Annotated in this window: 24 protein-coding genes and 1 tRNA gene; 3 read left to right on the plus strand and 22 right to left on the minus strand. The window is 38.8% G+C overall.

Going from position 1 to position 25,383, the window contains the following annotated elements:
• Positions 1–226 precede the first annotated feature (226 nt).
• The 9 genes from TV75_RS03495 to TV75_RS03535 all read right to left on the minus strand — a co-directional run bounded on the left by TV75_RS03495 (position 227) and on the right by TV75_RS03535 (position 10,543).
• Positions 227–823: an SCO family protein gene (locus TV75_RS03495; protein WP_044337268.1), complete on the minus strand. Its 597-nt coding sequence runs from the start codon at positions 821–823 to the stop codon at positions 227–229.
• A 164-nt stretch (positions 824–987) separates the two neighbouring features.
• Positions 988–1,284 carry a hypothetical protein gene (locus tag TV75_RS03500; protein WP_044337269.1) on the minus strand — a complete coding sequence of 99 codons (297 nt, stop codon included), beginning with the start codon at positions 1,282–1,284 and terminating at the stop codon, positions 988–990.
• Positions 1,285–1,397: 113 nt separating this feature from the next.
• The gene (locus TV75_RS03505; RefSeq protein WP_044337270.1) at positions 1,398–2,558 is read right to left on the minus strand and encodes a Ger(x)C family spore germination protein; all 1,161 of its coding nucleotides are present in this window, start codon (positions 2,556–2,558) and stop codon (positions 1,398–1,400) included.
• A 6-nt stretch (positions 2,559–2,564) separates the two neighbouring features.
• A complete protein-coding gene (locus tag TV75_RS03510; protein ID WP_044337271.1) occupies positions 2,565–4,013 on the minus strand; it encodes a spore germination protein in 1,449 nt (482 codons plus the stop codon).
• 12 nt (positions 4,014–4,025) lie between these two features.
• A complete protein-coding gene (locus TV75_RS03515; protein ID WP_044337272.1) occupies positions 4,026–5,105 on the minus strand; it encodes an endospore germination permease in 1,080 nt (359 codons plus the stop codon).
• A 209-nt stretch (positions 5,106–5,314) separates the two neighbouring features.
• Complete coding sequence (locus tag TV75_RS03520) at positions 5,315–8,449, minus strand: AAA family ATPase (RefSeq protein WP_044337273.1); 3,135 nt, start codon at positions 8,447–8,449, stop codon at positions 5,315–5,317.
• Complete coding sequence (locus TV75_RS03525) at positions 8,446–9,591, minus strand: exonuclease SbcCD subunit D (RefSeq protein ID WP_044337996.1); 1,146 nt, start codon at positions 9,589–9,591, stop codon at positions 8,446–8,448. The genes TV75_RS03520 and TV75_RS03525 overlap by 4 nt, the downstream gene beginning before the upstream one ends.
• 181 nt (positions 9,592–9,772) lie before the next feature.
• A complete protein-coding gene (locus TV75_RS03530) occupies positions 9,773–9,910 on the minus strand; it encodes a YvrJ family protein (protein ID WP_044337274.1) in 138 nt (45 codons plus the stop codon).
• A gap of 105 nt (positions 9,911–10,015) precedes the next feature.
• Positions 10,016–10,543, minus strand: coding sequence for a hypothetical protein (locus tag TV75_RS03535; protein WP_044337275.1), 528 nt, complete (start codon positions 10,541–10,543; stop codon positions 10,016–10,018).
• Positions 10,544–10,845: 302 nt separating this feature from the next.
• Between TV75_RS03535 and TV75_RS21755 the strand changes: the two genes are divergently transcribed.
• Positions 10,846–10,942: transfer RNA gene (locus TV75_RS21755), tRNA-Sec, on the plus strand.
• Positions 10,943–11,006: 64 nt separating this feature from the next.
• Here TV75_RS21755 and TV75_RS03540 read toward each other — a convergent pair.
• Positions 11,007–12,332, minus strand: a complete 1,326-nt coding sequence (locus TV75_RS03540; protein WP_044337276.1) for an ATP-binding protein — start codon at positions 12,330–12,332, stop codon at positions 11,007–11,009.
• A gap of 206 nt (positions 12,333–12,538) precedes the next feature.
• On the opposite strand from TV75_RS03540, the gene TV75_RS03545 reads away from it, so the two are divergent.
• Entirely contained in the window at positions 12,539–12,964 is a 426-nt protein-coding gene (locus TV75_RS03545) for a DUF2621 domain-containing protein (RefSeq protein WP_044337277.1), read from the plus strand.
• 157 nt (positions 12,965–13,121) lie between these two features.
• Here the strand turns inward: TV75_RS03545 and TV75_RS03550 are convergent, their stop codons facing one another.
• The 4 genes from TV75_RS03550 to TV75_RS03565 all read right to left on the minus strand — a co-directional run bounded on the left by TV75_RS03550 (position 13,122) and on the right by TV75_RS03565 (position 15,580).
• Positions 13,122–13,601, minus strand: a complete 480-nt coding sequence (locus TV75_RS03550; RefSeq protein WP_044337278.1) for a site-2 protease family protein — start codon at positions 13,599–13,601, stop codon at positions 13,122–13,124.
• 176 nt (positions 13,602–13,777) lie between these two features.
• A complete protein-coding gene (locus TV75_RS03555; RefSeq protein WP_044337279.1) occupies positions 13,778–14,257 on the minus strand; it encodes a CcdC family protein in 480 nt (159 codons plus the stop codon).
• A gap of 124 nt (positions 14,258–14,381) precedes the next feature.
• Positions 14,382–14,741, minus strand: coding sequence for a response regulator (locus TV75_RS03560; protein WP_044337280.1), 360 nt, complete (start codon positions 14,739–14,741; stop codon positions 14,382–14,384).
• A gap of 131 nt (positions 14,742–14,872) precedes the next feature.
• A complete protein-coding gene (locus TV75_RS03565; RefSeq protein ID WP_044337281.1) occupies positions 14,873–15,580 on the minus strand; it encodes a cytochrome c biogenesis CcdA family protein in 708 nt (235 codons plus the stop codon).
• Between the two features lie 264 nt (positions 15,581–15,844).
• On the opposite strand from TV75_RS03565, the gene TV75_RS21365 reads away from it, so the two are divergent.
• Positions 15,845–16,021: an aspartyl-phosphate phosphatase Spo0E family protein gene (locus tag TV75_RS21365; RefSeq protein WP_082051130.1), complete on the plus strand. Its 177-nt coding sequence runs from the start codon at positions 15,845–15,847 to the stop codon at positions 16,019–16,021.
• 95 nt (positions 16,022–16,116) lie between these two features.
• On the opposite strand, the gene TV75_RS03570 is transcribed toward TV75_RS21365, so the two are convergent.
• The 8 genes from TV75_RS03570 to TV75_RS03605 all read right to left on the minus strand — a co-directional run bounded on the left by TV75_RS03570 (position 16,117) and on the right by TV75_RS03605 (position 25,382).
• Positions 16,117–17,922: an ABC transporter ATP-binding protein gene (locus TV75_RS03570; protein ID WP_044337282.1), complete on the minus strand. Its 1,806-nt coding sequence runs from the start codon at positions 17,920–17,922 to the stop codon at positions 16,117–16,119.
• A 3-nt stretch (positions 17,923–17,925) separates the two neighbouring features.
• Positions 17,926–19,674, minus strand: a complete 1,749-nt coding sequence (locus TV75_RS03575) for an ABC transporter transmembrane domain-containing protein (RefSeq protein WP_044337283.1) — start codon at positions 19,672–19,674, stop codon at positions 17,926–17,928.
• Between the two features lie 142 nt (positions 19,675–19,816).
• Positions 19,817–20,938 (minus strand): CamS family sex pheromone protein, encoded by a 1,122-nt coding sequence (locus TV75_RS03580; protein ID WP_044337284.1) that lies wholly within the window; start codon positions 20,936–20,938, stop codon positions 19,817–19,819.
• A gap of 191 nt (positions 20,939–21,129) precedes the next feature.
• Positions 21,130–21,351 carry a YneF family protein gene (locus TV75_RS03585; RefSeq protein ID WP_044337285.1) on the minus strand — a complete coding sequence of 74 codons (222 nt, stop codon included), beginning with the start codon at positions 21,349–21,351 and terminating at the stop codon, positions 21,130–21,132.
• A gap of 84 nt (positions 21,352–21,435) precedes the next feature.
• On the minus strand, positions 21,436–21,873 hold the full coding sequence (gene sirA, locus TV75_RS03590; protein ID WP_044337286.1) for a sporulation inhibitor of replication protein SirA: 438 nt from the start codon (positions 21,871–21,873) through the stop codon (positions 21,436–21,438).
• Between the two features lie 260 nt (positions 21,874–22,133).
• Positions 22,134–24,140: a transketolase gene (tkt, locus tag TV75_RS03595; protein ID WP_044337287.1), complete on the minus strand. Its 2,007-nt coding sequence runs from the start codon at positions 24,138–24,140 to the stop codon at positions 22,134–22,136.
• 252 nt (positions 24,141–24,392) lie between these two features.
• Complete coding sequence (locus TV75_RS03600) at positions 24,393–24,626, minus strand: DUF896 domain-containing protein (RefSeq protein ID WP_044337288.1); 234 nt, start codon at positions 24,624–24,626, stop codon at positions 24,393–24,395.
• A 105-nt stretch (positions 24,627–24,731) separates the two neighbouring features.
• On the minus strand, positions 24,732–25,382 hold the full coding sequence (locus TV75_RS03605; protein WP_044337289.1) for a YneB family resolvase-like protein: 651 nt from the start codon (positions 25,380–25,382) through the stop codon (positions 24,732–24,734).
• Position 25,383: the final 1 nt, after the last annotated feature.

Below are 25,383 nucleotides of genomic sequence, written 5' to 3' on the forward strand. Positions count from 1 at the left end.
CGAATGTTCCTTCACCTGCTACCCTTTAATTTAGTTGCGATCCCTCCACTTTATCATAATCCTGCTTCATCCTTCCATTTAGGCCCAAACCTTGCTGGACAACATTCCCCGACATAGAAGCTTCCCTTTTATCATTATAATCCTTTAAACCCTGATGTTGGAATGTAAATTCAAAAGTAAAAAAGGAGAATCACCTGATATTCTGTGATTCTCCTTCCTATAAAATCTATTTGGCTCCCTCTTTAATCAATGTTTTCATATCTTGGACAATTTCATCATAAGGGACATCACTATTGCCACTATACGTTTTTACGACTATACCTTTTTGATTCACAAGGTAAAAGCTGGTACCATGAATCATCTGATCGGAATTAGGGTCATCGGCTACAATCGAGCGGAAAGAGTGTTCAGCAAGGTCCTTAACCTCTTCAAATTCATAACCTGTGAGTAGTTCCCATTTACTTGTATCTGCCTCGAAGTTTGAAATATACTCTTTCAAAGCTTCCGGAGTATCATTTTCAGGATCTACGCTGAAGGAGACGATTTTGTAATCCTCTACTCCTTCTTCTTTCAGCTTTTCTTGAAGCTTCGTTAAATTAAAGGTCATAGGTGGACAAACTGTTTCACAATTAGTGAATATGAAATCTGCGATCCAGACTTGTCCTTTCAGATCGGTCAAACCGACTTCTTGATTATTTTGATTCGTATAAGAAAATTCTTTCACTTCATAATCTGTTTCTGCTTGAAAGTTACTATTACTGCAACCTGCAAGGAGAATCCCGATGATGGTCATCACCACAATGAATGTTTTGGTTTTTGACATCTTTATCTCCTCCGACTTTATCTATCTCTCCCATTCTATGTTAGTAAAAAGGGAATAAAAAAACAATCAGTACCCGAAAGATTCATTGTCTATTTTGTGAAAGCTTTGCATCATTCCAATAGTGGAATCCATTTACTAATTAACTGGTTAAACCCCCATCACACTCATTCTTTCCGTTCCTCCATTTTTTTCTTGGAAAATAAATAGTGCAGCATAAACCCATGAACGACCATGATCGTCAGGAAAGCAAGAAAGTAATAGAAAACACCTATGACCCCATCTGAAGTATCCTCTGTTATGAGCCACCATACCGATGCAAAGAGGAGAAATAGAAATTGAAGTGCGACTCCTTCTAAGAATGGTTTTTTATAGGTATTGAAATCCAACAGCCTCTTCCAGCTCCAGCCAATCGCCACTACGGCTGAAACTAACAATAATAATATGTAGATACTTATTTTCATCAGTGATGCCTCCATTCAATTTCATACTATTTCCATGGTATTCAAATGAGGTGGAAAATGAAAGAGAAAATGGGAAAAACACCAATTTATTTTGGTGTTTTTCCGCCCTGATCCTATTCCATGCTTTCGTGTTCGTAACGGTAGGCGTTGAAATGTGTAATATCCACCTTTACTTTCACATCGTCTAATGAATTGTCTGTTAAATAAAACGAAGGCTGTTCTTCCAGCTTCCTAAACTTCTGTGGATGGTATCTATACCACTTTTCACCTACATTCAGTAAATCCACTTGTTTGTCCAGCCCAATGTTATACACTTTTCTAATTTCATTTTCTAAAGACTTTTCCAACGCACTTTTCACTTCTATATATGAGGCGTCCCGTAATTTTTCAATCAGCTCTGCTTTCACGCTGACTTCAAGTGAAAAGGTGGAAAAATCACCTTTTTCTTTCTTATATTTTATTTTAGGCTCCTTCGTCAATAATTTAAATGTAGATACCAATTCATCATTGATAAATAAAGGATAATCTATTTGATTTTTTTTGGTAAGCAACCAATCAACGATGATGGAGGGTTGAGAAGGAAGGTCTCCTTTGAATTGTGATTGATGAAACAGACTATATCCGTTCAGATAAAGTACAGGGTATGGTTGATCAGTTTGCCAGGATTTTTTATCAATACTGATATTGGGGATGAACGCTGTACCCATTGGTTCATAATATTCCCTCAGAAAATTCATTAAACTTGTTGCACCAATATCATCTTGTAATGCCTCTGCGGTTTCTTCTGTCAAAAGGACTGTATAAACGGGAGGATATTGAAATAAACCATTCAACTTAAAGATTTCCTCCATGCTCTCGTCAGTTGTATACAGTAGCAGATTGGGTCTTAATGATCGATTTCTGCCCACATCTTCCAGTACTTCTTTGTATTTATACTTTATGACATTTTTTGAGATGACGAGCGTTTTTGTATGTCCAAAAAACAATGACGGCCTTGTTGCTTTATATAGGTTTCTTACAGCCATATTCAGGGTTTTACCGGAAGCAGAACCGACATAAGTCGGAACGGGCTCTGTCGGCTTAGTCCCCTCCTGCTTGGCTACATTGGCAAAATTCAATCCTTGAAGATATGCTGTATATAACTCGTCTTCTTCATTATAGTCCAATCCGATCGAGACGATGTAGGTAAGGTCCTGAATGTTTTTTGACCCGGTACATCCTGTTAATAATAGGGCTGTAGCAACTAAGAAGAGCTTACGTATGTTGTTGAACATTGTGAACTATCCCTTCCTTGTATCATCATTAGGGCTCGTTGTAGGGGTGCGCTTCTTATAGAATTGAATAGGCAGCCGGAAAAATGACCGAATGGATTCATTCCAACTAATGGGAGCTACTGAACCAAGTAATGGAGTACCAAAGGAAGATTTTGTTGATAAATAGAGAACCGTCAGAATAAAACTCATAACAACACCGAATAATCCAAAAAAGGTGCTAATGAGCAATACCAAAAACCGTAATATCGTCGTTCCATATTTCAACGATTGATTGACCAGTGTAAATGATGATATATAAGTAATGGCACCAATGACAAGCATGGTCGGGGAAGTTAACCCGGCTCGGATAGCGGCATCTCCTACAATCAGTCCCCCGAGCACAGAAACCGTCTGACCAATTGCCCTCGGAAGCCTGACTCCCGCCTCATTAAAGAATTCAAATAAAAAAAGGACAATAAACATTTCTACAGGTGCGGACAGAGGCAAGCCAAACCTTGACATAGAAATTGTCGCAACTAGGAGATAGGGGATTTGTTCAATATTGTACGCTGAAAATGCCACCCATAATCCTGGTAAAAAGGCTGAGATCAAAATCCCGATGACTCTGATGATCCTTTCTAATGAAACGTATACGTAGTTAATGTTTGGATCTTCAGGAGACTTTGTCTGTAAAAGCAAATTAATAGGTGCAAGGGAAACCGTGGGATATCCATCGACAATGAGAGCAAATCTTCCCTGAATCAATGAATCAACAATAAAATCCGGTCGACCGGTGTAATCAAAAGTTGTGAAAATGGAGTAAGGATTGTCATCCAGCATCGATTCCAGCTGATGGTTGCTGGTCAATACATCGATATCCACTTTTTCTAACCGACTATATAGCTCATCAAGGATGTGCCCATCGATTATGTCACTTAAGTATAAGACGGCAATATCAGTATGACTCCGGGTTCCTACCTTGAATTTTTCAACTGAAAGTGACGGGGTGTAAAGTCTTCTCCTGATTAAGGAAATATTCGTATTCAAATCTTCAACAAATCCGTCCTTAGGGCCGCGGATCGAGGTTTCAAGGGATGACTCTTCTGGTTGCCTCTTAGGTAAATTCCCAGCATGAATGGACATAATCTCTTCTTCAACAAAGAACAGGATAGATCCATTAAATAAAGCAGCAGAAAGGTCATCCAATGCCTTCCCTGTTTCGACAACAACCTGGAAGTTCCCCTCTATTTTCTTCGAAAAGAATTTGCCAGGCGCTTCTTCTAATCTGGGGAGAATGAATTGATCTAAATAATGCCGATCCACCAAACTTTCGAAATATACCAGAGTAATTGCTTTTTCATAAAAAAAATGTTCTCGAATAAGTAAATCATGACTCTTTGAGAATAATTGCTTTAACTCTTTCAAAGTGTCCTCTTTTTCTTCTACTACACGCTTTTCTTTCGAAGACTTCTTCATTCTGAACATCCTTTACTTAATAAATCGGAGTATCACTGCTGACGTAATAATTTGAACGATGAAAAGGACAACGGTTGCAGGAAAAAAATAGATGTATAAGAACTTATAAAAAAAATACGTATCAACATCTATAAAAATGAATACGGCCAGTAGTAGAAATATTGGTACCATTACTTTTAGTGAAATCCGGTAACGATCCTTCTTTTTCGTGAAGAATACGGCCAGCAGAAACATGAATAAACTGATTCTGATAAGTGCACCACATAACCACTGATAGAGAGCAAAGAAATCTAAATGGGTAATGAATTCCCCAATGGCTAATATCCTCCATTGTTCATAGGCTGGATATCTCATATTCGCTGATTCTACATGCCCAAATTCCATGATGGAAGCGGTTAACGGTCCGAACATCAATCCCATAAAAATTAACCCAAGAACGATTAAATGATGAAATTTAATCTTCCCTTCACTATAAGGTTGGATCAATACAATCAAATACAATTCAAGTAAACCTGATAATACATAAATCATTCCTTTTAAGACTGGTTCATATCCGTGGCTGAAAATTGGCAATAATAAACTGGGATCTTTCATATTGGTGTTTGTAAAAGCAATAAAAAAACCAAATAACATAACCAATGGTAATAATATCCCACTCGCGATGGCCATATGTTTGATACCTGACCAACTGATTAAGAAGCAAATGATGAAGATGCTTCCGACCACTAATAATGATGGAACATCTGCTAAGAAATATGCACTTAACCATATTATTAAGTCAACAAAGGTTATATATGCACTTGATAACAAAAATAAACACATTGGCAGTGAAAATAAGAAAACAAGCCATTTGTTCCACTTTTTATTAAGTAAATGATAGAAACCTTCCGGCGGGGAATTCTTAACTATGTAATAAATTAATAAGGTCACTATAAATAAAATTGGATAGGACAAAATGATGCTTATCCAGCCGTCTCTCCCGGCTGCCTTAATAATACTTGGGATAAGCATGACATGATTTAGTAAACCGGTTGAAAGAATGAGCAATAATATTAGCTGACGAGGAATTAATATAGGACGAATGCTTTTCATAGTTTATCTCCAAAGTTAGGTAGTTTTATCTCTATTTATGTCCTACAGATAAAAAATCAAACCCCATTTTCAAATTATGGATCGACCACGCCTCTATCATTTCTATATTTATGATCAGGATTCTTTCCATAATAGAAAACAGTCAAAGAGATTGTCTCTTTGACTGTTTTAATCTTCATTGTGAAGCTGAAATGTATGAATAGAATTGACTAAGCCAGAAACTGAAATTCGGTCCTGCTCCCGCTTTGAGAGGATATGACCTCTAATCTGGCGTCTATTCTTTCTTTTAATTCAGGAACATGTGAAATTAACCCTACAAGTCGGCCGCTGCTTTGAATATCCATCAGTGCTTCAATTGCATGGTCCAGAGATTCTGGATCCAGTGTTCCAAATCCTTCATCAATGAACATTGTTTCAAGTGAGACACCACCAGCATACTGCTGTACGACATCTGCAAGTCCGAGGGCCAATGCTAGCGATGCCTTGAAGCTCTCTCCTCCGGATAACGTTTTTACGTGCCGTTCCTGGCCAGTGTACTGATCAAATATGAGGAGTTCTAGACCGCTCTGGACGTTTCCTTTGCTTCTATCCGTTTTTCGAATCAGCTGATATCTTCCAGACGTCATTTTGATTAATCGTTCATTTGCCACATGAAGAATATCTTCAAGAAATGATGCAAGCACATATCTCTCAAATGTAATTCTGTTTGCATTCTGACCCCGGGCCACTTCTGCCAGATGCCCGACCATTTGATATCTGGATTCTAAATGCTTTATGCCTTCATTAATGGATGTCACCCTTGTGAAAATAAGCTTATTCTCTTTCGTATTTGTCATGATTTTATTAAGTTTATCATTTACAAGCCTAAGTTCCTCCGTAACCCGTGTTATGTCTTCTTCAATGCTTTTGACGTCAGGCTTATGTTTATCCTGTAAATGCTTTTCAATGTCATTCAGTCGATCGGAAACGGAACGCAAGTCTTCCCCATATTTCTTGACTTTCTCTTGAAGACCCATCATTTCTGTTTCAGACATTTTCGCTTCCTGGAAGGCTTTATAGTGGGGGAAACCCTGTTCTGTAAGCAGTGCAAGGAATGCTTCACGCTCTGTTTTCATCTCGGCATCTACTTTGTCTATCTGCGTTTCTTTGTCACTTACTTGTGACTCTTTTACGCTGTATATGTTTTCAAGCTCGTAGTATTGCTTCTGGGCTTGCTCGTATGCCGTCTTCAACTCTTCTCTTTTTTGCTTCTGCTCTTTTAATACTTTGTTAAATTGATCTTTTGATCTGAGCTCATCAGGAATGGCTTCCTTCACTTTTTGAAGGGTAGTATCCTTCGTAAGGAACAGGGTATTCAGCTCCTGTAGCTTGTCCAGATTATCCAACCTTGAGCGTTCCAGTTCCTCTAGCTTTTCCCTTCCTTTTCTTACTTCTTCCCTCATGACCTTTGCTTGTTCGACTTCTCTTTTCTTTTCTGCCATTGAACGTTTCAAGGCTTCAATCTTTGATGTCATTTGAGAAAGAGTATCATCTATTTCGTCCCGTTTGAAGTCGCTTTTCTTTTCGCGGATTTTCCGAAAGATTTCGTCTATCTGATCCTGAATACCCTGCATTTTTGTTTCCTCTTGGGCAATCGAAAGGCTCATCCTTTTCTCTTCCTGGTTGAGTTCCTCCTGCTTTTCCTTCGCCACTTTCAAATCCTCCTGAGAGGGTAATGAATCAACACTAGTGGCTGGGTATGGATGATGCTCTGACCCACAAACGGGGCAAGGATCGTGGTCAACCAGCCCTTTTGCAAGGAGTGCAGCTTGAGCGGAATGCCACTTTTCTTCTAAATGGGCCAGAGTTTCAGACGCATCCGAACGGTGTGTTTGAAGGTGATGATACTGTTCTTTTAATTGTCGCTCCCGCTTATGGACAAGTTGCAATCTCTGATCCATCTTCGCCATTTCATTTACTTGTTCTATAAAGGATTGATTCTCTTGCAAAGATTGTTCTAATTGAAATAATTCTGCTTGACCATTTTCCACTTCTTCAAGTCGTATCTCCCTTGATTTTATGCCTTCCTGTAAAAATAAAATCTTCTCTGTCTGTTTTTTGACGATGTCTTGCTGATGCTCATATCTTTCTTTCATTTCCTTGGTATCTTTCACCAACATATCCAGGGAATCTATATCTTTTTCCATTTCTTCGAGTTGAGTGATTTTTTTAGAAACGTCGTCCCTGAGGTTTTCTTTATTCTTTTCTTTTTTCAAGGTTTCTTTAGCATCTATAAGCTTTACCGAGATTGCCTTCTTTTCGTCTGTAAGTTGAACGAATTGACCCTTAAGTTCCTTCAAGTTTCGATTTAGTTTATGGCAATACTCATCTTGTGGAACTAAACGGGAGGCTCGCTGGGCTAATAATATGTCTCGATCGAATGATTTGATTTCAGGCTTTAATTTTAAAAGGGATTCTTTCTGAGCCCTTAGTTTTTCTTGAAGTTCGTACTGATCGACCAATCCTTCTGCCTCTTGAAGCTGCTTCTGAAGGGTGTCTCTTTTCTCCTGCACTCTTTCATAGGTAAGCTGCAGTTCTTTTTCCCTTTTTTCCATGCTTTCAATGTGTGCAGGAAGAAGTTGAAGAATATGGTGATCATTCAATGGATTTTCCAATAATAGTGATTGAAGCTCTTCATTTTCTTCAAAATGAATTCTAAGTAATTCCCTGGTTCGTTCTTCCATAGAAGTTTCTACTGACTTTTTTAGATCGTCTGCCTCAGATTTCAGTTTTTCCTGGATGGTCTTATAGAGCTCTGTATGGAATAGGCGTTGCAGGATAAGCTCCTTATCTTTACTGTCTGAAGTTAAGAGCTTTCGGAACTCCCCTTGGGGAATCATAAGGATCTGTCTGAATTGATTGGCATCCAGTTGAATCAACTCTTTGATCTTCTCATCCACATCTCTGACGTTAGCCGCCAGTAGCAGTTCCTTCCCCTCTTCATCGTATACGTATAATTCAGACCGGGCATTGATGGTTGTGTAGCCTTCTCCTCTTGCTTTCTTTTTGTCCTGCTGAGGGGAGCGCCAAATACGGTAGGATCTGCCTCTTAAACTGAATGTAAGCTCTACCTCCGTAATAACATCATTACTTGCAAATTGGCTTCTCAGTTCAGTCGGACTGCGATCTTCACCACTCGCTTTTCCGTAGATCGCATAAGATATTCCATCAAAAATAGTCGTCTTGCCTGATCCTGTCTTCCCGGATATCACGAACATTGTACGGTTCCCTAACGAACGAAAATCAATCGTTTCTCTACCTGCATAGGGTCCAAAGGCTTGCATCACTAATTGAAGAGGCTTCATGCTTGATCGACTTCCTTTCTCGCTTTCCCGATAACGTCTTGAAGGATTTCTTTTTTTTCATCGGTAAATTCACCTGTCGTCATATCCCCATAGAATTCTTCAAACAAGTCAAGCTCCGACCTCTTCTTATCCTCTAGTACGCGAAATGTATTTTTCTTTTTTGCATCGGTGAGATCCAATTTCCTCTCCAAATGAAGGACATTCGGATAAACTTGGCGCAGTTGGTTGATAGGATCGATTAACGTTCCTTCATCATGTAACATAATCTTTAAATAGTCATCTACTTTCTGGGATTGATAGAATTCTGGATCCAGAAGTTCTTCCATAAGCCCCTCCAGTTCTCTCATATCTTGTTTCGGCTGAAGCACTTTTTCCCGTAAATGGAATGATCCGTCCCCTTCCATTTCTACTATGCTCACTGATTTTCGCTGATTCGCTTCAGAAAAAGAGTATTTTAATAGAGATCCGGAATATCGAATCGTTTCATGCTTAATAGCATCTGGACTATGAAGATGACCCAGGGCTGTGTAATGAAAAGAATTAAACACATCTGAACCGACACAGCCGGATCCTCCAACAGAAAGGGTGCGCTCTGAATCTGTGGTTTTACCCCCAAGGACAAATGCATGCCCCACAAAGACATGTGGTTCATCAGGTTTCATATTTTCTTCAATCCGTTTCACGATCGCTTCCATTGCAGCGTGATGAGAATTGATTGAATCGTCTTCAAGGACTTGTCTCACACTACCAGGCTCAGCATAGGGAACGCAGTGGAAATTAACCCCATTAATCGTGATTGGAGTAAAGTCGTTTGTCAGCTTCCCTTTCAAGTAAAAGTGACTATGCTTGTACCATGATGACCCAAATGATAATCGTTCTGCACTATCATGATTTCCCGATACGGCCACTATAGGCGTGTTTAACTCTACATTAATCCGGAATAAAACCTCATCCAATAACTCTACAGCTTCAGTAGGAGGAACGGATCGGTCATAAAGATCCCCTGCAATCACGACTGCATCGGGCTCCTCCTCTTTCACGAGCTCTATTAATTGCTCTAATATAAAGCGTTGTTCTTCTGTCATATATATGCCATGAACCAGTTTACCTAAGTGCCAATCGGCGGTATGAATGAATTTCACTTCTGATGTCTCCTTTCCGGTCATTGAGTATCTCCCTAAATTATATCAAACTAAGAAGTTATAGGTGAGTGGAAATGTCAACTTATAGAACGATTGTTCCTATATCACCTTTTTATTATCGAACTTCCATGATTAGAGAGGGAAGGAGGCCCCTCATGTGAAATGAGGGGCCTCCTTTCTATTATTCTTTTAACTTCTGAGGTAGTGTTTGTATCGACGTGATCACGGCATCCAGCTTCGTCTCAATACGATATAGGAGATACATCGTGACAACAATCGGAAAGCCTACTTCAGAAACGAATGAAATAATAGTTTCCATTCTTTTCCCTCCTCTCATCTTTTATATAGGGAAAATGAGAGAAAAAGGAGACTATATATAAAAAAAGCGAATCCATTATTTTCATGGAATCGCCTTTTCTTTATATCAACCGTTTAAATCACTTATTAAGCTTGAGCTTACTAACCCTGCTTGATCAAGGATTTCTTTGATTTGGTTTTCTGCTTCATTTAATTTCTCATTAGCTGCCGCTAAATCTGTTTCGCCCTCTTTAGAGAGTGCTTCAGCTTTCATATCATATGATTCTTTCAAAGTGGATTTGAATGTTTCCACCGCTTCTTTTTGATCACCAAGACCTTCAGGGATCTCCATGCCTTCAACTGCTTTCGCAGATTCTGTTGCTGATGCTGCAGCGGCTTCCTTCATTTTTTCCAACTCTTCTCCTGCAGGAGGCGCTTCCCCTGCCATCGCTTCTTCATATCCATTAAGATCAATATCAACACCATTGACGGTTGTCGTTAAATTCAAATAAAAATCCATTAAATCTCCAGCAACATTTGTGTTCTCTTCCGTTGCATTTGATGTTTCATCTTTTTTAGCTTCGTCAGTACCTGAATCAGAACACCCAACTAAAGCTAAAGATAGACCCAGACCTAAAAACCATACTTTTTTCATACTTGTTTTCCCCTCTCTGTCTCAATCAACATGTTCAAGTATAGAAGGTAAGCAATTCCTTTAGGAAATCGCTTTCTTCAATTTATGATAAGCCGGCAAAAAGTATCTTATCACGGGGAGAATAGACCGGTAAAGAAGAATTTTCTAATTTCTCCAAAGTTTAAATCTTATAAATATTTTAAATATAAAGCCTATTTTCTATCTTATTATCACACTTTACTCACGGGTCAATGGTACGAGTATCTTCTAAACCATTTGAACAAATTTTTCTTCCATGGTATAACTTATTTATACGTAATTCCGGGGCTGATTGTTGAGCTGGTGCTTGCCTAGGTCTTCAAAACCTCTTGGGAGGCGCGTGCCGTCTCCGCTGGGTTCGATTCCCAGGCAGTCCCGCCACTTTAAAATTTTATATCCTTACACATGAAAGAGCCCTTATGTTCATTCCATAAGGGCTCTTATTTCATTGATTTTGTAAGGTTTCTCTTCTTTTTCTCTCTGAGGCTTGAACTGATTCAAACATGATATGGAATGTGGTCCCTTCTCCCTGCTCGCTTTGAACCCTGATATCAGCCCCATGATCCCGGAGGATTCTCAGACATATGGTAAGACCTAACCCTGTGCCTTTCGTCTTCGTTGTGAAGAATGGTTCTCCGAGTTTATCCAGTGTGTCTTTTTTCATGCCTACCCCCTCATCTTTGAAGGTTAATTGAACCTTGTTATTAGGGGACACGTCTGCAGTTATCGTAATCGTTCCTCCATGAGGCATCGCTTCTATGGCGTTTTTAAGTAAGTTAATGAATACTTGTTTTAGCTGATTTTCATCTCCTCGAATATGAAGCTCCCTTTCATGAAAATCGGTTTGAATTTCAATATTATATAAAATGGCATTCGTATTTAACAGTTTCGCGACATGATCGAGGGTCTCTATGATATTAATTCGTCTGTATGTAACAGATTGCGGCTTTGCGAGTATCAATAACTCACTCAGCACAAGTTCAATCCTCTTAATTTCAGAAAAGACAATCCCTAAGTATTCCTTGGTCTTCTCATCGGCATCATCTCTTAATAACTGCAGAAAGCCGTTAATAGACGTCAGAGGATTGCGAACCTCATGTGCAATCCCGGCTGCTAATTGCCCGGCGACAGAAAGTTTTTGAGACTCGATGGCCAACGTTTCATTCATTTCAATCAATTCTTCTTCATTATGTACTCTTTCGGTAATGTCTGAGATGGTGCCTACCGTGCCAAGAAGCTCACCATTTTCGTTGTAATTTAACTTAACATTCACTTCACCCCAACGAAATTGACCCTCCCTCTTTTGATAAGAGAAGTCCATTTTCATTTTCTCCTTTTTCAAGCTGATGCTTTGCCTCACCATCCTAAGTATTTCATGACGTTCATGAAGGGATATAAAATGAAGTGCATTCTTATGTAAACTTTCTTTAACCGTATAACCCGTATAGTCTTCCCAGGATTGATTCAAAAATTGAAACTCTCCTTTGGAATTGGTATGGAAGACAACTTCATCGATACTCTGAAGCACATGCTGCATCTCTTCGTTGAGACGCTTTACTCTCTCTTCACTCTTTCGTAAGGCAGCTAATGTTTTATGGCTGGTGTCATGATTTTTCCCCATATAATAGCTGATAAAGAGAATCAATAGAGTGAACACCAAATCCACTTTTAAATCCACTGGATAATGCAGAACAAAGTAATAAATAAAATCCCACGTTAAGACTAGTAAAAGTCCAAAGAGCACTGATACTATTCTCCCCCTATATTTCATCCTATGAGCCCCCCTATCCATCCAAACTTGAGAATCGAATCGAAATAGAAAGAATTTTCACGATATTTGTTATTTATTAGTATATCATTTCTAATTAAGAACAGTATAGACTTCTTTTGTAAAAACGCCGATATTCTTGTCACAAGCTTTTCCCTTGTCTATAATGAATACGATACAATCGCTTTTTGAAAAATTGAGGTGAAAGCATGCTTGAAGGTTGGTTCTTATATTTCATACTATTTTGGGTCGTTTTTTTAGTGGCTTCATTTGCTATTGGTGGATTCTTTATGTTCAGGAAATTCTTAAAGAGATTTCCTAAGGAAGATGGAAAATCCGATTTGGACTGGGAAGAACATTATGTGCAAGAAACCATCCATTTATGGGGTGATGAAGAAAAGCAAATGCTCAATGAGCTGGTCACACCCGTCCCCGAATTATTCAGGGACGTAGCGAAGCAAAAAATTGCAGGGAAAATTGGGGAATTGGCTTTAAAGGACAGAGCCTCTTCCATTACCCAGGAATTAGTCATAAGAGGGTATATTTTGGCGACACCGAAACGGGATCATAAATTTCTTCGAAAAAAACTAAACGAAATGCAAATAGATGTAACCCCTTACGAACATTTATTCTAGGTGACAGGAAGGAAATAGAATGGGATCGATACTAATTATTCCGATTGTGCTATACTTGATTTTTGTTATAGGTGCAGCATTTATGTTTATTAAATGGAAGAAAGCAAAAAAAGGTAAACGATAGTCGTTTACCTTTTTTCTTTCACTATTTATATGATTAATCAATGGGATCCTCTGCCTTACCATATCTGATGACGTCAAGTATCGCTTGTCCATCACTTGGTTTTCCTTCTCCATTCCGAAACGGAAACAATGAAAAGAAAATAAAGTAAACGGAGAAATATACAAATTGATAGAAAAAGATATGAACGGGAATGACCCCTTCATAAATCAGGAAATTAATAGCTAAAATCGCAATCAGGTTAAATAAACTTCCGGAAAAATAAATAAGGACATGAACCCACACCTTGTTATACTTCAATTCTGTATATTGGCACCAACCTTCCATAAAATACATTCTCTTCACTTCCAATGGACCAATGTTCATTAAATGCTTACCCGTGCCAATGCAGAATTTTATCTTAGCACCAAATATGCGAGCAATTAGGATATGACCTGCTTCATGGACGATGGTGACCAAAGGCAGTGTTAAAAAGAATGCCAGAAAAAATGTCCATATATCTGCTAGCGTAAACAATACTTATCCCACCAATATCTCTCTTTATTTTCTTTCTTCATCTCACTCTTTGCCCTAAATGAGTAATCATTAAGCGTATTGGTCTCCTTTGTAAAGAAATCGTAATCTGAGATGAAGAAGTTTCCAAATAAAAAATAGCAGGGTGATAGGAATCACCCTGCTATTTTTCCACTGAATCAAATTGAATTCGTCGTTAAATCTTGTTGCTGTTGGTGGAGCTTTCTATATTGAAGGTACATGGTGATCCTCCACGGTACGATCATTCCAAAGGCAAGTATCCAGAACATCCCGCTAAGTTCACCATAATCAATCGATGCACTGAGGACTGACTTGGCCACAATACGTATTAACAAAAGTCCAATCAAAATAAATGCGAACGCCTTTGATCGTTTTAAATAAATATCATTCTCACGAATTTCGAATTTGGAAGTCTTGATTAACAATATAGAAAAAATCATTCCTACCGTAATCGCTTCTAGAAATTCCCCTAAAGTGACTCGAAAGACAGGGAATAAGAACATTAAGGCACCCGTACTCATAAACAAAGGTGGTAAAATAATCTTCTTACCGCTTACAGGCCTTTTCTGAGCCTTCATTCTAATAAATATCACCATAAATCCCATGCAAATCGCAACAATGGATGAAGCAATCATCATAAACCATCATCATCCTTTTATTTTCTACTTTCATACCTTTCCCTATTATAGCCCAAAAGAATGAAAAACGAAAACACAAAAAAAGAGAGAATGAATCGAAGCTTCAATCTCCCTTTCTATTTGATCATCCTAAAACTCTTTTTATGGCTTCCTCCACACGCACATCGTCAAAGGGTTTCACTATAAAGTCCTTCGCTCCCGCTTCAATGGCTTCCACCACTACCTTTTGTTGTCCCATGGCTGAACACATGATTACTTTAGCTTGAGGAAACTCGGATAAAATTCTTCTAACCGCTTCAATTCCGTCTAGCTCAGGCATCGTGATGTCCATGGTCACTAAATCCGGCTGAAGCTCACGATACTTTTTTACGGCTGTGAGTCCATTCTCAGCTTCCCCTACGACTTCGTGACCGCCGGAGGAAAGCATGCTTCCAAGAGTCATCCTCATAAATTTCGCATCATCCACTACAAGTATCGTTGCCACAGATGTTTCCTCCTCGTATACGCTACCCATTGTCTATTGAACCACATTTCCTAATTCATCCATTTAAACTATACCATAAAACGTAATATGCATTCAATTTATTCTGTATGGTCTATCCTCATTTGATGGGGTTAAAATCCCGTGAATCCCCCAAATACGGAAGTAAGATAGGCAAGAATGACTGTCATCCAATCAAAGAATAGCATGATTCCTACTGCAATCATTACATATCCTCCTGCCTTTACGATCTTTCCACTATTTTTTCTGATCCATCGCATTCTTCCAATAAAGAATGACAGAATGAAAAATGGAATGGCAAATCCTAACACGTAAGCTGTCATATATATTACCCCCGAACCTGGATTAGAGGCGGCAAGGGCAAGAACGGAAGCAAGAATCGGTCCGGTACAAGGTGTCCAGCCTGCAGCGAATGCCATTCCGATTAACACCGAACCAAAAAACCCGGCCGGTCTATTCTTGAACTCAAAACGACGGTCCTTCATCAATGTTTCAGGGGTAAATATGCCAATGACTACCAATCCAAATATGACAATGAAGATAGCTCCAAGTTGACGAATGAGGTCCTTATAATCCAAAAAGAAGTTTCCGATAAGGGAAGTCCCAAAACCGATGGCGATGAAGATTGCAGAGAAGCCGACTAAGAAAAATAAAGTATGTAATAAACTTCTCCTTTGGAGCATTGCATTATCCGTTTTGAGCTCATTGACACTCATTCCTGTTATATAAGAAAGAAAAGCGGGATATAATGGCAGGCAGCATGGCGATATAAAGCTTAGGAAACCCGCTCCAAATGCTAAGAAAATATTAATATCAGACATTTTTACAACTCCTACATTTCATTATATCTCTATTCTATCAAACAAAACCCAATTCTATGAGGAATGATTGTGTGAAAGATTTGTGACCGTCATATTACATGAATATTTTACTTTTTCAAATGTATTAAACTCTCTTTTCTTTTTAAAAAAACCATTAATTTTGCTTTGAAAATTAGTCCTATTTTCGTTATACTAATAAAAAGTTACAGTTATTACTAGTTTTGTATTCCATCTGTAAGGACATACAAAAGAAAGGAAACAGCCGTGTCTAAAAAAGAGCTTCTCGAACGAATTGAAAAACAGCGTGCTCAATTAATCGATATAGTTGCTGAAAATGGACTCACGTCACCTCAAGCTATTCAATTTAGTCAGGAACTTGATCGTCTGTTAAATAGCTACAACTCCTTATACATAAAAAAGCGTTCCCCTCAAATGAGCTGAGACCGTTTTGAATACATTTATCCCATTTTAATATAAATGACAACGACAAAAGGCGGACTCTTCATCTAAAGAGTCTGCCTTTCATACGTTTGCGTTTAAGAACCTGATACCACATCTTCCATACCATCCACTAAACCATTCTGAAGAAGATACATTTTATGATAAATGCCTTTTTGAACAAGTAGTTCCTGATGGCTTCCTCTCTCTACAATTTCCCCTTGATGAAGGACCAGGATCAGGTCTGCATCTTGAATGGTAGAAAGCCTGTGAGCAATGGCAATCGTTGTTCTTCCTTTTCTCATCCTTGACAATGCCCCTTGAATGGCTTCTTCCGTTTCCGTATCAATATTGGCAGTTGCTTCATCCAGTATTAGAAGTTTTGGTCTGGTCGCAATGGTACGCGCAAAAGCGATTAGTTGTCTTTGTCCACTCGAAAACGTCGATCCCCTCTCAACCACTGCATGCCCATATCTTTCCGGCAGTTTTTCAATAAATGTATCGGCTTGAACGAATGCGGCAGCTTCCTCCACTTCCTCATCGGTCATGGCTTCGCAGTGAAGTTTAATATTATCCCTTATTGTTCCGAAGAAAAGGAATGGATCCTGCAGGACAAGCCCCATTTTCCTACGAAGCTCTTCTAGTGGGAAAGCTTTAATGTTTTGACCGTCTATCAGAATTCTGCCACGTTCGAATTCATAGAACCTCATGAGTAAATTGATGATTGAACTCTTTCCGCTTCCGGTATGTCCGACAAGAGCAACCGTCTCTCCGGGCTTTGCAGTAAATGAAATATTCTTAAGAACATCTCTCTCTCCATCATAGGAGAATGAAACATTGTCAAATGTTATTTCCCCTTCACTGATTGTTTCTTTTAAACGACTATCCAATTTCTGTGCAGGTGAAACCTCATCTTCATCCAGTAGCTTAAAAACACGGGAAGAGGCGATGATTGCCTGTTGAAACATGGAAAGCCTCATCATGATTTGATTGACCGGCTCAAAAAATCGGTCCAGATAATTAACGAAGGCATATAAAACCCCTATTTCAATTGGTTGATTCAATGAGGTTACGCCAAAATAGCTTAACACAACAATCAAGGCAGCAACATACACCAGGTCAATGGCCGGTCTTAATAGTAATCCATCCACTTTAATATTCTTCATGCCTGCCAAATAGTGTTTTTTATTAATATCGCCGAATTCTTCCCGTAGTCTTTTTTCCTGCCTGAACACTTGAATGATGGACATCCCCTGGAGTGACTCACTAAGCTTAGCATTAAGCTGACTTAATCTCTCACGCATATCCTGATAGAAGATGGCACTAAATTTGCGATAAAGCTTCATTATCATAAAAATGACTGGCAAAATGAATAAACAGAAAAAGGCTAACTTGCTATTGAGTGCAAACATGGCAATAAAGATACCCGTTAATAGGAATGCGCCTTGAATGAATGATACTAACACACTCACAAACATATCTTTAATTGCTTCCGTATCATTCGTAACCCGGGAGACAATACTTCCCGCCGGGGTCTTATCAAAATACTTCATACCTAAACCTTGAACCTTGGTAAAAACATCTACACGCAGTTGCTGAATGATCTTCAGGGCGATTTCCTGAAACTTCAGCAATTGAAAGTAGGAGATCAATACATTTCCAATCTGAATGAATAAATACGTTGCTGAGAGCCCTATAAGCGGCCCATATGGAAACTCTCTTGGAGTTAAATAATCGTCTATAAACACCTTAATAATGATCGGTCCAAAGACATCACCGATCGTGGTCAGTAACAATAATGAAAATGCATATAAAATTGTTTTTGTATGAGGCTTTGTATATTTCATAAGACGAAAAAAAATGTTCCTCTGTTCTCTCGGTGTTAAAGTCGGTATAGTATCCATATCTCAACCTCCATACTCCACTAATTCTTCTAACTGTTGACGCAGATACATATCCCGGTACCATCCTTTATTTTTCATCAAATCATTATGAGTGCCTCTATCAACGACCTTCCCTTCTTCGAGCACGAGGATCAAATCTGCATGTTGTATGGCGCTTAATCGGTGAGAAGTAATCATGGTCGTTTTTCCGGCTCTATTTTCCTTTAAGGAAGTCAAGATGGATTCCTCCGTCCTCGCATCAACGGCTGACAAGGAGTCATCAAGAATAAGCACCTCAGAATTCATTAAAAGAGCCCTTGCAATCGATATCCTTTGCTTTTGTCCACCAGACAAGGAAACCCCTCTTTCACCGACCACAGTATTGTATCCGTCGCTGAAATGGACAATATCATCATGGATATGTGCAAGTGCTGCCGCTTCCTCAACTTTTTCTTTCGTAGTGAGGGGATGTGTGAAAGCTATATTCTCATAAATTGTCGCTGAAAAAAGAAAATGATCTTGAGGCACATATCCAATACTTTCACGAAGACGGGTTAATTTATAATCTTGGATCATATGCCCCCCAAACTTTATCTCTCCTTCATACCCTTCAAATTCCCTGAGCAATAGTTTTAAGAGGGTTGTTTTACCTGCTCCCGTTTTCCCAACAATTCCTATCGTTTGACCTTTTCTTAAGGTAAATTGAATATTTTCTAAAGCATGAACCTTTTCATTCGGATAAGAAAAGGACTCAATCTTATAATCAATATCTCCGGAAGGGCATACATCCAGCGCTCCTTCATGATCTTTGATGTCCACCCTTTCATTCAAAAGTTGAGATACACGTTCGTAAGACGCACGCCCTCTCTCCACAATGTTGAATAACCATCCGAATGCGAGCATCGGCCAAATGAGAAGCCCGAGATAGGTAGTAAATGAGATCAGTTCTCCTATCGTAAGTTCTCCTCTAACCACAAACCTTGAACCAAATACAATCGATAAAAAGAAAGAAATTCCTACTATTATGGAAATGGTGGGATCAAATAAGGAATCCACTTTTGCAACAGCTATATTCTTTTGCACCACCTCTTCAGATTGTTTTCTAAATGATTCGATATCCTCTTTCTCTTGTCCAAAGGTTTTAAGAACCTTTATCCCCGTTACACTCTCTTGCGTTTTATCATTTAAGGATGAGAAAGCTTCCTGGGCTTTATGAAATCGTTTATGTAGAAGAGTTCCATAATAACTTGTCAGGATTGCCATGAATGGCATCGGGATCAAAGCAATAAGGGTAAGCTTCCAACTGATTGTAAAAGCCATGGCCAGTACCACAAAGCCTCCTGTAGATATGGAATCCACAAACGTTAATACTCCTACCCCGGCCGTTTGTTGTATCGCTTGAAGATCATTTGTGGCATGCGCCATCAAATCACCTACCCGCCTCTTTTGGTAAAAGGATGGAGACATCTTCGTAAAATGATGGTACAAACGATTCCGGAGCAAGAGGGAAAGCTTGGTTGCCGAACCAAAAATCATGATTCTCCATACAAATCTCAGTCCATACATCGATAGGGCTGTAATGATCAGAATTAGAACCCATTTCATCATATCTTCCCGTGTTAATGAATTTTCTTTAATGCTATCTACAATAATCCCTACAATCTTGGGTGGGATCAATTGGAGAAATGCTACAAATAAAAGTAGAATGGTTCCTGTGATATAAGATTTTTTCTCTTGCAGAAAAAACCACTTTAAATCTAAAAAGACTTTCATTCTCTCTCCCCCGCATCCTAATAAATCGACTCTTTATTTTACCAAATTTCAAAAAAATGAGAAATCTTTTTTTGATAAGATACAAACTAAAAAAAGAACACCCCTTTATTTCTAAAGAAATGCTCTTATTGTTTGTATTATACTAATGGATTTGAACAAAGGGTTCTTGGTCCACTTCTTTTACGATGGTTGCTTTAAGACCCTTTGGCGTCTTAACATAAAGGTAAACGGGCGTATGAGGGAAATAATCAACGATTTCGGGGCCAATTGCCTGAGCAAAGCCAATTAGTTCTGTTTCTTTCACCATACCTGTATGTACATCGATCACAAGTTTATTCAACGTATCCTTTTTGTATAAGCCTTTTCCGACAAACTCTATATCTTGATGAGAGAAATATTTCGAAACATAATCTTCTAGATCACGAATCCGATTATGTAGATCACGGTCTTTCTCTTCCCCTTCGTCACTAGGAAAATAATAATATTTATCAGTAACATCAGTCCATCTTTTTACACTTTTATCATTTCCGTCTACATAACCAGATGAAATGTAGTTTCCTGAAACGACACTATTTAATGGTTGAAGTTTATACAGGGAAATCATGATGGGAACATCTTTAAGTTCTTTATTGGCTTTCACTCGACTGACAACGGTGTTAGCTATTTTCTTTCCGTATTCCTCTAACTGTTGGTCATCGATCTTCGCCTCATCGAAATGCATGAGCTTATTTTCATCCTCGACTCGAATATAATCTACCGTATTCATGGCAAGACCCAGGGAGATTCCTTTAATTTTCCCTTTTGAATCTACGTAGTTCTGCTCATGGATATAAGCGAGATACATCGGATTCTTTTTTTCAAGCTCCATCTGCTGTTCCCAGCCCATATCATCCGTAATCTTCAGAGCAGGATTAAGCCCCAATTTATTTGAGTCAGACTTTCTTCGCAACCATGAATTCAGATCTTTAAGGTATTGGCCTTCTTCGTATACATAATCCTCAGGAGAAAAATGCTCTGTGGATAAAGACATAAGGCCTGTCTCGATTTCATCCATATCACTTCGATTATTGATCATCATCGTAATTAGTCCACGATTGACCGACTTCTTCTCTTCGTTCACTTTATAATTTAAATATTCGCGAGCGTCTCCAGCTGCACTATTTTGAATTTCAAGTGTTTCTTCATCCATCACTTCTTGAGGCTTATTGCTGCATCCGGCAACAAGAATCATGAGAGACAGTGAAGCAATCATCCATTTTTTCATATGACTCCCTCCGGACTATATTCTATCATAAATTCAATTTCAAACTGAATGATAATTCTCAAGTTTTTATGAATACATGAAAATAATCAATTTATCCTGCATTACTAAAGGAATGCGTCCTCCCAAACATCTCCACAAATCGTATCTATCAAAAATAGAAAAAGCACCCATCACCTGAGTGCTTCTACCTATTACTTCATGTTTTTATTCATTGCATTCATCATTTGATTGATTTTCTTTTGGGATGGTTTTTGACCCATTTGCATCATCATCATGCGTAACATTTGCTCGTTAATTGGTGGATTTTTCTTAAGATAGCTCATCATATATTTACGAGCAATGAAAAATCCTAGTGCAACTCCAGCAAGTAATGCTAGAACTCCAACTAGAATAAGTAACCCAGTCGTTGACATATTCTTACTTCCTCCTTCATGTTGTCCTTATAAAAGTGTACTAAACCATGAAACATTATACAATATTTCAGTCATAATTTCTTATTAATATATAAATTTTCTTTGTTTTATAGGTTTTAACCAGCCAAAACGTTCATTTTTTATATCGATTGCCAGAAGCTGCCCCATATTTTTCCGTAAAATCTCAAAGAAAATATATTCTGATTCATCCGGCCCCCAGGTGCTAAGCGTCATCCACTTTTCATTTAGAACGAGGGTAGCCCCTGAAGCCCCTCTATCGATTGTCGGTACAGAGTCAACCCAGGCCGCTCCTTCAACCTTTATTAATCCATGCTGGAGGAGTCTCTGTGTAGGAAGGTAAGGGATAGGCTTAGTAATATATTCTACTTGCTTAGAGATGATATCATGAAGATCTCCTGAACTTGCTTCCCAATCGGAAAACAATTGATAGAACATTCTTTCTCGACCATAATAGTGCTGGACAAACTTTTCTTCAATCAAATAGATTTGATAGTTTCGCACCTTTTCTCCCTCCTGCCTTTCTTTCATATAGTATAAATCAACTAGAAGGGAGTCATTGTCAGAAATTGTTGAAAATCTACACTAGTTTTGTCGAAGGATTCTCCTAAGTTACTATATGAAATGGTCTATCCTCCCTTTACCCAGTCTCTTCCATACATAGTCCTTTTAATCCATAATTATTTTTACCATAATTATTTTTAACATTTAAAAAAGGTCAACTCCTTAAAGAGTATTAAGGAGTTGACCTCTCAAATCATTATTTATTTCTGAAGCAATGCCTTGATTCTTGACACTACATTGTCTGAAGTAAAGCCATACTCTTCCATGACTCTTGCCCCAGGAGCTGATGCGCCATATCCATCAATCGCTAGGATGTCGCCTTCGTCTCCAACATAGCGATCCCAGCCCATTGGAGATCCCATCTCAATAGCAAGGCGTTTTTTCACACTCTTAGGTAAGATTGATTCTTTATATTCTTTTGACTGTTTCTCGAAGCGGTCCCAAGATGGCATACTTACGACGGAAACGCTGATTCCGTCTTTTTCCAGTGCATTTTGAGCCTCTACCGCTAAATGCACTTCAGATCCAGTCGCAATCAGTATTGCATCAGGCTGATCTTTGCCAGAAGCAGATACCACATATGCTCCTTTATCTACTCCGTTATATGCTTTATCTGCTGTACCTTTAAGAGTTGGAAGATCTTGACGGGATAGAACCAACATCGTTGGCTGATCCTTGGATTCTAAAGATAACTTCCATGCTGCAGCTACTTCATTTCCATCACCAGGTCGGATGACACAAAGGTTAGGCATTGCACGTAATGAAGCAAGCTGTTCTACAGGTTCATGTGTCGGTCCATCTTCTCCGACAGCGATACTATCATGAGTGAAAACATACGTTACCGGTAAGCCCATTAATGCGGCTAAACGGATAGCAGGTCTTAAATAATCACTGAATACGAAGAATGTTCCCCCGAATACGTGCAGTCCACCATGGAGAGCCATACCATTCATGGCAGCACCCATACCAAATTCACGAACTCCAAACCAGATATTACGTCCTTCATAAGATTCAGGCATAAAATCTGCTTCATCTTTGATCATCGTTTTGTTGGATCCCGCTAAGTCTGCTGATCCACCAATGAATGAAGGAAGATTCTTAGCGATCGCATTCAAGACTTCACCGGAAGAAGCTCTGCTTGCTAATGCTTTACCTTCTTCATAGACAGGAATGTCACGATCCCATCCTTGTGGTAGATCGCCTTTAATGGCAGCTTCTAATTGTGCAGCAAGTTCTGGATGTTCTTCTTGGTACTTAATGAATAGGTTAGCCCACTCTTCTTCTTTTTGAGAACCTGCTTGTTGGATTTTTTCCTCGAAGCGGCTGTATACTTCATCTGGAACATGGAAATCTTGCTCAAATGTCCATTGGTAAGCTTCTTTCGTGAGCTTCATTTCGTCTTCACCCAGTGGAGCACCGTGAACGTCTGATTTACCTGATTTATTAGGAGCACCATACCCGATGACAGTCTTAACTTCGATCATTGCAGGACGAGTTGTATCACCTTGAGCCTCTTCGATCGCTTTAGAAATTTCCTCAAGGTCATTACCGTCTTCAACGCGAATATATTGCCAACCATAAGATTCAAAGCGACCTTTCACACTTTCAGAGAAAGATTTATCTAAATCCCCATCAAGAGAAATATCATTTGAATCATAAAGAACCACAAGACGTCCTAATTTTAAATGTGCTGCTAATGAAGCTGCTTCAGAGGATACCCCCTCCATCAAGTCTCCATCTCCACAGATAGAATATGTAAAATGATCTACAATATCGTATTGATCTTTATTGTATGTAGACGCTAAATGTCTTTCAGCCAATGCCATACCAACCGCCATACCAATTCCTTGACCGAGTGGCCCAGTGGTTGCTTCTACTCCTGGAGTATGTTTGTATTCAGGGTGTCCTGGAGTTTTACTTCCCCATTGACGGAATTCTTTAAGATCATCCATTGAAACATCATAACCAGATAAATGAAGAAGGCTATATAATAGCATAGAACCATGACCAGCGGATAAAACGAAGCGATCGCGGTTGAACCACTCAGGATTTTTCGGGTTATGATTCATAAATTTTGTCCAAAGAGCATACGCCATCGGAGCAGCTCCCATAGGCATTCCAGGGTGTCCTGAACCTGCTTTTTCTATTGCGTCAATAGATAATGTACGGATTGTATTAATTGCTAATTGATCTGTTTTATCAAACATTTGTCAGACATCCTTCCTTTTAATGTACCTTATTAATATTAATCTTCTTTGGTAGTTTATACAACTATCTTGAATGATAACATGACTTTATCATCCTTGAAAAATAAAAACCCTTGCAAAAACAAAAGCGGAGGGGATTTGCACAGCCCCTAATAGCATAAGCGTGGATTACCTAAAAAGGGAATGTTTTCCTTTATTTCGGAATACTAAAAAACTGCCAAGGCTCTTCTCAAGCCTGGCAGCTCATTCACTTTAATGCATTTTCTTTTTGCTCTGGATATCCTGAATCTTTTTAGGGGTCACTTCATTACCTTCCGGATCAAAGATTCTTGTATTTTCTATTGTACCTTTCATCGACTGACGAAACGTTTCAAGGTATTCTTTTCTCAGTTTGGACTGCTCTTTTGCTTCTTGTTCTGTAAGTCCATTACTTTTAGACTTTTTCGCAAGTTCATTGATTCGATTCATTTTTGTTTTTGAAAGCATCTATAAAAACTCCTTTATTGCATAATCAGCAAAATCTAAAACACAACTCAAAGTTAAGCGACATACTATCGCCATATTACTAGATTAAAGGAGATAAAACAAGAGTTACGCATTTTCCAATGAATCCATATATTCTTTAAAACGCCTATGTACGGTAGCTTTGGAAACATCATATCCAAACCCTCTTAAAGTCGCTGCAATTTCAGCAAAAGTCAATTCGTTCTTTCTTAACCTGACAATTTCCTCGACAGGTACTTCAATCCGCTCTCTCCCATCTACATTCCCTTTGTTTTTAAGATTTTTATGGGGTTGAAAGCCATTTTCCACTGCCCTCTTCATACCTCGTCTGATTTTTAAATTATGGATTTTCCTTTGGTACTCCTCAACCATGCTCACGATATTTATGACCATAGAATCTGATTCAGATAAGTGAAGCTCACCACTATGTGTTTGACTGATAATCTTGACTTCTTCTTTTAATAAACAATGAATGAGTGCAATTTTTGCATTTCCTCTGCCAATCCTCGTTTCGTCCTGTATGAGAACTGCCGCAATCGAGTCATCTTTAATCAAATCAAGAAGTTCCAGTACACCAGGACGATCTAATTCAAAACCGCTTGCTTGATCTTTTATGATAGCAGTCACTTCGTATTGGCGTTCTTGTGCTAATTTCACTAATTCCTCTTCTTGACGCTCCAAAGATGTTTCCTGTGTGTCTTTCTTTGTACTTACTCTGCAGTAAATTACTGCCTTCATT

It is taken from the genome of Rossellomorea aquimaris, assembly GCF_000935355.1.
Classification (GTDB): Bacteria; Bacillota; Bacilli; order Bacillales; family Bacillaceae_B; genus Rossellomorea; species Rossellomorea aquimaris_B.

Excerpts from the sequence above, each read along its gene's own strand:
- TV75_RS03600 (WP_044337288.1), bottom strand. The coding sequence starts at position 24,626 with ATGCTTTCAAAAACAAAAATGAATCGAATCAATGAACTTGCGAAAAAG.
- TV75_RS03565 (WP_044337281.1), bottom strand. The coding sequence starts at position 15,580 with ATGTCTGATATTAATATTTTCTTAGCATTTGGAGCGGGTTTCCTAAGC.
- TV75_RS03580 (WP_044337284.1), bottom strand. The coding sequence starts at position 20,938 with ATGAAAAAATGGATGATTGCTTCACTGTCTCTCATGATTCTTGTTGCC.
- TV75_RS03505 (WP_044337270.1), bottom strand. The coding sequence starts at position 2,558 with ATGTTCAACAACATACGTAAGCTCTTCTTAGTTGCTACAGCCCTATTA.
- TV75_RS03545 (WP_044337277.1), top strand. The coding sequence starts at position 12,539 with ATGCTTGAAGGTTGGTTCTTATATTTCATACTATTTTGGGTCGTTTTT.
- TV75_RS03515 (WP_044337272.1), bottom strand. The coding sequence starts at position 5,105 with ATGAAAAGCATTCGTCCTATATTAATTCCTCGTCAGCTAATATTATTG.
- TV75_RS03500 (WP_044337269.1), bottom strand. The coding sequence starts at position 1,284 with ATGAAAATAAGTATCTACATATTATTATTGTTAGTTTCAGCCGTAGTG.
- TV75_RS03510 (WP_044337271.1), bottom strand. The coding sequence starts at position 4,013 with ATGAAGAAGTCTTCGAAAGAAAAGCGTGTAGTAGAAGAAAAAGAGGAC.
- TV75_RS03535 (WP_044337275.1), bottom strand. The coding sequence starts at position 10,543 with ATGAAAAAAGTATGGTTTTTAGGTCTGGGTCTATCTTTAGCTTTAGTT.
- TV75_RS03530 (WP_044337274.1), bottom strand. The coding sequence starts at position 9,910 with ATGGAAACTATTATTTCATTCGTTTCTGAAGTAGGCTTTCCGATTGTT.
- TV75_RS03555 (WP_044337279.1), bottom strand. The coding sequence starts at position 14,257 with ATGATGATTGCTTCATCCATTGTTGCGATTTGCATGGGATTTATGGTG.
- TV75_RS03585 (WP_044337285.1), bottom strand. The coding sequence starts at position 21,351 with ATGTCAACGACTGGGTTACTTATTCTAGTTGGAGTTCTAGCATTACTT.
- TV75_RS03540 (WP_044337276.1), bottom strand. The coding sequence starts at position 12,332 with ATGAAATATAGGGGGAGAATAGTATCAGTGCTCTTTGGACTTTTACTA.
- TV75_RS03495 (WP_044337268.1), bottom strand. The coding sequence starts at position 823 with ATGTCAAAAACCAAAACATTCATTGTGGTGATGACCATCATCGGGATT.
- tkt (WP_044337287.1), bottom strand. The coding sequence starts at position 24,140 with ATGTTTGATAAAACAGATCAATTAGCAATTAATACAATCCGTACATTA.
- TV75_RS03520 (WP_044337273.1), bottom strand. The coding sequence starts at position 8,449 with ATGAAGCCTCTTCAATTAGTGATGCAAGCCTTTGGACCCTATGCAGGT.
- TV75_RS03575 (WP_044337283.1), bottom strand. The coding sequence starts at position 19,674 with ATGAAAGTCTTTTTAGATTTAAAGTGGTTTTTTCTGCAAGAGAAAAAA.
- TV75_RS03570 (WP_044337282.1), bottom strand. The coding sequence starts at position 17,922 with ATGGATACTATACCGACTTTAACACCGAGAGAACAGAGGAACATTTTT.
- TV75_RS03605 (WP_044337289.1), bottom strand. The coding sequence starts at position 25,382 with ATGAAGGCAGTAATTTACTGCAGAGTAAGTACAAAGAAAGACACACAG.